This window comes from Acinetobacter sp. 479375 (assembly GCF_000581715.1).
Lineage (GTDB): Bacteria > Pseudomonadota > Gammaproteobacteria > Pseudomonadales > Moraxellaceae > Acinetobacter > Acinetobacter ursingii.
On record NZ_JEZN01000018.1, the window covers coordinates 49,895 to 55,952 of the forward strand.

A 6,058-nucleotide genomic window follows, 5' to 3' on the forward strand; every position below is an offset into this window, starting at 1 on the left:
TGAAATTATTTGTAGTTTTTTCAATCAACTACTCGTTTTTAAATGTGCTTGCGTCAATGCTGCGAATTAATCTGGCAATATTTTCGCAGCATCGACTTAGATTTTTGGGGCCATTTTGCAGTGCTGTTTTGAGATCACTGCTTTGATCAAGTATTCCGAATATTGCAGTAATGCCTTCCTCATACAGACTTTCGATTCCTTCACCCATATAGCCTGCACAAACAAAAACGGGTTTATCATATGTGTGCGCAAGACGTGCTACTCCGATGGGCGTTTTTCCAAATTTGGTTTGAAAATCAATTCCTCCTTCGCCTGTAAACACATAATCGGCCTGTTGTATGGTGTGTTGCATATCTAACAGATTAATCACTGTTTCTACGCCAGACTGGATTTTGGCTTGTGTAAACACCAAAAGCCCAGCAGCTAATCCACCCGCTGCACCAGAACCTGCAATATCTTGAACTGTTATATTGAGCTGCTTTTCAATTAAATTGGCAAAGTGAGTGAGGTTTGATTCAAGTTGTATAACTATTTCAGGACTTGCACCTTTCTGTGGGCCGAATACATGACTTGCACCATTTGGTCCTAATAGAGGGTTATTCACGTCGCTAGCAATGATAATTTCAACGTTATTCAGGCGTTGATCTATTTCAGAAATATCTATGAACTGAATGTCATTGAGATAACCACCACCTAACCTAACGGGTTGTTTCTCTTGGTCTAGAAATTTAACTCCTAAAGCAGTCGCCATTCCCATGCCTGCGTCATTGGTCACACTTCCACCTAAACCTATAATGATTTGAGAAACACCGTGATCCAGTGCTAAGCGAATCATTTCACCCGTTCCATAAGTTGAGGTAAGTAAAGGGTCACGCTGTTCGGAAGAGAGAAGGTGAATACCGTTGGCTTTTGCCATCTCAATGATTGCTGTTTTGCCTTGATTGATTAAGCCAAAATAAGTTGAGATTCGCTGTGAAAGTAAAGGCCCCATCACTTCAATATCAATTTTTTGTCCATGCTGAGCATTAATTATGGTATCGACTGTACCTTCACCACCGTCTGCCATAGGGTACAAAATAAAATAAGCATCAGGAAATACCTTTTGCAGCCCACTTTGCATCGCTTGACAAGCTTCAAGTGCAGTCATACTTTCTTTAAACGAATCTGGGGCGAGTACAAAAGTTTTAGGCATAGATGACGGCAGCTTTTCTGGAGTAAATTGTTAATTTAAAATCAAATGCTATTTAAGATAACATCGCTTTAAAACAATACGAAATATTTTAATTGGGTGATAATAATGAAAAAAAGAATGGAGCAGTGGACTTTGACGGATCGATTTGTATTCGCAGGATGTTATGGATTATTAGGTTTGGTTTTCGGGTTTCTGATTGCACTATCTATGGCGAAATACTTAGATACAGGCTTTAGTTCTTCAACGATTATTTTAGTCATCAGTTTGACGTGTACATTGATGGGGTTTTTTGCACCTGATACTGCGAGTCGGTGTTTGAATAGATTATGGCTTTGGTTTAAATATTGGTAAAAAGGATCATTTAGACATAAAAAAACCAGCTTATGCTGGATTCTTTATTGGCACCATTTTAACTGATTTAAAATGGTGCCCGGGGCCGGACTCGAACCGGCACGCTTTGTGGGCGGGGGATTTTAAATCCCCTGTGTCTACCTATTTCACCACCCGGGCTTTTTACCAAATTTGGAGGCGGAGGTCGGAATCGAACCGGCGTACACGGAGTTGCAGTCCGCTGCATGACCACTCTGCCACCCCGCCATCATTTGGTGATGCACATATTAGCAAGCTTCAGAAAAAAAACAATAGTGATTTCAGCGAATATGCACAGAAAAACAACATCTAAAATAAAATTGACTCAATTATCATGTATCATTTGCAAAATCGAATTCATATCTACTTTGGAGATGTGCTGTGGCATTGGTTCTTGATGGTCGTGCATTGGCAAAACAAATTGAAGCTGACTTGCTTACACGTGTAGAAGCGTTAAAAGCAAAATCAGGTCGTACCCCAATTTTGGCTACCATTTTGGTCGGAGATGATGGTGCATCTGCAACCTATGTACGTATGAAAGGTAATGCCTGTAAACGTGTAGGCATGGATTCAGTTAAAATTGAATTGCCACAGGAAACCACCACTGAGCAACTTCTGGCTGAAATCGAAAAATTAAATGCCAATCCAGATGTACACGGGATTTTGTTACAACATCCAGTACCTGCTCAAATTGATGAGCGTGCCTGTTTTGATGCGATTTCTTTGAATAAAGATGTCGATGGCGTGACTTGTTTGGGTTATGGTCGTATGGCCATGGGCGAAGCGGCTTATGGTTCAGCTACACCTGCTGGGATCATGACGATTTTAAAAGAAAACAACATTGAAATTGCGGGTAAACATGCGGTTGTGGTTGGGCGCTCTGCGATTTTAGGCAAGCCAATGGCGGCGATGTTACTTGAAGCGAATGCGACTGTGACGATTTGCCATTCACGTACACAGAATTTAGCTGAATTCGTAAAACAAGCAGATATTATTGTGGGTGCTGTGGGTAAAGCAGAACTCATCCAAAAAGACTGGATTAAACAAGATGCAGTCGTGGTCGATGCGGGTTTTCATCCGCGTGATGGCGGCGGTGTAGGTGATATCCAATTACAAGGAATTGAAGATATTGCATCGGCTTATACGCCTGTACCAGGTGGTGTTGGGCCAATGACGATTACGACTTTGATTCGTCAAACTGTTGAAGCGGCTGAAAAAGCTTTAGTTTAATATGAACTCTACATTTCAGTGTTCAAAAGCGCCTCAACATTTGCTTGAGGCGCTTCATCACGTGATTCCTCAGTGTGAATTATCACCACAGCAATTACCAGAAACGCCAATTTCACTTTGGTTAATTCCACCTGTCTTTCCATCCGATCGTTTGGATGATGAAGTGATTCGACGGATTTGGAATGACACACCTTACTGGATTTTTTGTTGGGCTTCTGGATTGGCGATGGCGCAGTGGTTGCTGGCAGAGCCACAGCATGTCAAAGATAAAGTGGTTTTAGACTTTGGTGCAGGTTCTGGTGTTGTCGCTATTGCAGCGAAAATGGCAGGGGCTAAGCGAGTCATTTGTTGTGATATCGACCAAGTAAGTTTGGCTGCCTGTCGTGAGAATGCATTGCTTAATGATGTTGAGCTTGAATATCTGGATGATTTATACAAGGCAGAACAAGTGGATGTGTTACTTGCTGCCGATGTGCTATATGATCAATCTAATCGTTTCTTTTTAGATGAATTTTTAAAATTTGCCCCAGAAGTGTGGGTGGCAGACAGCCGGGTCAAAAATTTTAGTCATCCTCAATATATGAAGATTGATGAACGTAGTGCCACAACATGGCCTGATCTGGATGAAGCAAAAGAGTTTCGCAACGTGAGTTTTTATAAAACGCTGTAAGATTACAGCGTTTTTTTTATTTGGAGGCGATTAAGTAAAGCTTATGAGCAGGTATAGCGTACAACTTTAAGTGTGCTGGGTTTAGTGTCTAACGCTTGACGTGTCGCATAGCCTTCACTGTTGTTGAGACTAGGAGAGTCCATTAATCCCACAGACATACGTGAGTTGCCGACTTGTAATCCATCCTGACTTGATTGATTTGCCGCAGGATTGGCGATTTCATTAATACTTAAAATAGATAATTTATAAGTTTGTGTGGTGCCTAAAACTTGTTGGCAGGCGCGTTGTAATTTTCGTTCATCAAGTTGTTGGTTAGAGCGTCCAGCAAGTGTATAAGCCAGTGTTGCAGAAGATGCCGTTTTATTTTCAACCTGATAGCCTGTGTTGCCGTTGTATTGACGTGGGGTACTCTGACACGCAGTTAATACAATGACACTCCCTGTAATTAAAAATAATAAGCTTTTTTTCATGAGGTTGTTCCTTCTAATCGTATTTAAGTCAGTAGTTGAAAATATGCAGATGTATTTTTTATATTTTAAGCATTTACGGACCTAAACAAACCATAAAATTGTATTAACTTTAAAACCATTCAGCTTGGCAAATAAAATACGTACCGTATATGGCGGGGAAAGCTTTCACTTTGTGTTTAAATTTGCTAATTTCAAATGATCTTGATTAAAGATTGATAATAATAAAAAGGGGGAATCACACATGTTATCTCATTTTAATGATCTTCCTCTTTATGATATTGCGGTGATCGGTGGTGGTATTAATGGGGTAGGGATCGCCAATGATGCTGCTGGACGGGGACTCTCCGTTTTTCTTTGTGAAAAAGATGACTTTGCGAGTCATACCTCATCTGCCAGTAGTAAATTGATTCATGGTGGTTTGCGCTATTTAGAGCATTTTGAATTTCGTCTGGTGCGTGAAGCACTTGCTGAACGCGAAGTTCTTATGGCGAAAGCTCCGCATATTATCCGTCCTTTACGTTTTGTCTTGCCACATCGTCCACATTTACGATCAGCATGGTTGATCCGTTCTGGCTTATTTCTATATGATTATTTGGGAAAACGAGAAAAATTACCTGCATCTAAGCGTTTGGTCTTGGATCAACGAAGTCCTTTAAAACAGGATATTGTATTGGGCTTTGAATATTCAGATTGTGCAGTAGATGATGCGCGCTTAGTGATTTTAAATGCGATGCAAGCTAGAGAAAAAGGGGCAGAACTGGTAACTCGAACTGAGTGTGTTGCCGCAGAAGTAATTGATGGTACATGGTTATTAACTTTGAAGCAGCAACAAACACAGTATCAAATTCGTGCAAAAGCCTTGGTCAATGCAGCGGGGCCGTGGGTTGAACGTTTTCTAAAAGATACGCTTAAACTGGATTCTCCTTATAAAATTCGCCACATTCAGGGTAGTCATTTGATTATTCCCAAACTTTATGAGGGAGACTATGCCTATATTTTACAAAATGAAGATCGACGTATCGTATTTACCATTCCTTATTTAGATGAATATACATTGATCGGAACGACGGATCGGATTTATCAGGGAGACTTGCAGCAGGTCGCAATCACACAGGATGAAATTGAATATTTATTGACAGTGGTAAACTTGCACTTTGAACGCACGATTACTCAAGCAGATATTATCGAAACTTATTCTGGGGTTCGACCCTTATGTGATGATGAGTCAGATCAACCCTCAGCAGTGACCCGAGATTATACTTTGGCAATGACGATGCTGAATGAGACGGTGCCGTTGCTATCGGTATTTGGGGGTAAGTTAACCACTTATCGAAAACTTGCTGAATCTGCACTGGATGAATTAACCCCTTTTTTCCCTGAGTTACAGACTGCGTGGACTGAATATGAGCCATTACCAGGAGGGGAGTATTTTAAAAGTTTAGATGGATTAATTCGAGGGATTCAGCTCAGAATTAAACATATTCCAATCGAAATTGCGACACGTTGGGCGAGTAGTTATGGCACTCGTGTATGGCAGTTGCTCAGAGAAGTCTATACTTTAGAGGACTTTGGCATATATTTTGGGCACGGGCTCTATCAACTTGAAGTCGATTACCTGACTAAAGTGGAATGGGCACAATCAGTAGATGATATTCTATGGCGGCGTAGTAAACTGGGATTAAAATTTGGTAAAGCTGATATGACATTATTGGATGATTATCTTCAAAGCGTTCTAGGTCATCAGCACAGCAAGATTGCTTAATATCGGCTTTGTTGCACAAATAGACGAAAGGTAGAGTTGTTCTAATCTTCAGATATTTATGCAACAGCCACCGTTTTAGCTGTACCAAGTTGAGTAAATTTATTCAAAATATCGACTCTTATTTGCAAGTCAACCACCTGACGATTAAAGCATCGACTAGATACACCTTGTCCAAGTCGTTTCAAGGCAAACATTTTAGCCTCTATTCGGGATCGTCGATGATAACCAATATCTCGTTTCCACTGCTTTTGACCCTTGTCCCAACAGCCTTGTACTGCATGATTTCTTGCTTTACCAATTTCATTTTCTGCCCATAAAGCAGCATTGGAACGAGGAGGGATAATTACATTTGCTTGCCGTTTCAA

General features: G+C 40.7%; 6 protein-coding genes, 2 tRNA genes and 1 pseudogene. 4 read left to right on the plus strand and 5 right to left on the minus strand.

The features are described from left to right. Nucleotides 1-28 precede the first annotated feature (28 nt). The gene (locus tag J500_RS13230; RefSeq protein ID WP_004996602.1) at nucleotides 29-1,192 is read right to left on the minus strand and encodes a glycerate kinase; all 1,164 of its coding nucleotides are present in this window, start codon (nucleotides 1,190-1,192) and stop codon (nucleotides 29-31) included. Nucleotides 1,193-1,297: 105 nt separating this feature from the next. Between J500_RS13230 and J500_RS13235 the strand changes: the two genes are divergently transcribed. Beyond that, nucleotides 1,298-1,543, plus strand: a complete 246-nt coding sequence (locus J500_RS13235; RefSeq protein ID WP_010588743.1) for a hypothetical protein — start codon at nucleotides 1,298-1,300, stop codon at nucleotides 1,541-1,543. Between the two features lie 73 nt (nucleotides 1,544-1,616). Here J500_RS13235 and J500_RS13240 read toward each other — a convergent pair. Both J500_RS13240 and J500_RS13245 read right to left on the minus strand, forming a co-directional pair. Continuing rightward, nucleotides 1,617-1,702: transfer RNA gene (locus J500_RS13240), tRNA-Leu, on the minus strand. A gap of 13 nt (nucleotides 1,703-1,715) precedes the next feature. Beyond that, nucleotides 1,716-1,789, minus strand: a tRNA-Cys gene (locus J500_RS13245). A 153-nt stretch (nucleotides 1,790-1,942) separates the two neighbouring features. On the opposite strand from J500_RS13245, the gene folD reads away from it, so the two are divergent. Both folD and J500_RS13255 read left to right on the plus strand, forming a co-directional pair. Further along, a complete protein-coding gene (gene folD, locus J500_RS13250; protein ID WP_004990201.1) occupies nucleotides 1,943-2,791 on the plus strand; it encodes a bifunctional methylenetetrahydrofolate dehydrogenase/methenyltetrahydrofolate cyclohydrolase FolD in 849 nt (282 codons plus the stop codon). Between the two features lies 1 nt (nucleotide 2,792). Next, nucleotides 2,793-3,461 carry a class I SAM-dependent methyltransferase gene (locus tag J500_RS13255; RefSeq protein ID WP_004990198.1) on the plus strand — a complete coding sequence of 223 codons (669 nt, stop codon included), beginning with the start codon at nucleotides 2,793-2,795 and terminating at the stop codon, nucleotides 3,459-3,461. Between the two features lie 41 nt (nucleotides 3,462-3,502). On the opposite strand, the gene J500_RS13260 is transcribed toward J500_RS13255, so the two are convergent. Further along, on the minus strand, nucleotides 3,503-3,931 hold the full coding sequence (locus J500_RS13260; protein WP_004990195.1) for a hypothetical protein: 429 nt from the start codon (nucleotides 3,929-3,931) through the stop codon (nucleotides 3,503-3,505). Between the two features lie 241 nt (nucleotides 3,932-4,172). Between J500_RS13260 and glpD the strand changes: the two genes are divergently transcribed. Next, complete coding sequence (gene glpD / locus J500_RS13265; RefSeq protein WP_004990192.1) at nucleotides 4,173-5,693, plus strand: glycerol-3-phosphate dehydrogenase; 1,521 nt, start codon at nucleotides 4,173-4,175, stop codon at nucleotides 5,691-5,693. A gap of 56 nt (nucleotides 5,694-5,749) precedes the next feature. Here the strand turns inward: glpD and J500_RS13270 are convergent. After that, nucleotides 5,750-6,058 (minus strand): annotated as a pseudogene (locus J500_RS13270) (IS5/IS1182 family transposase); the annotation flags it as partial.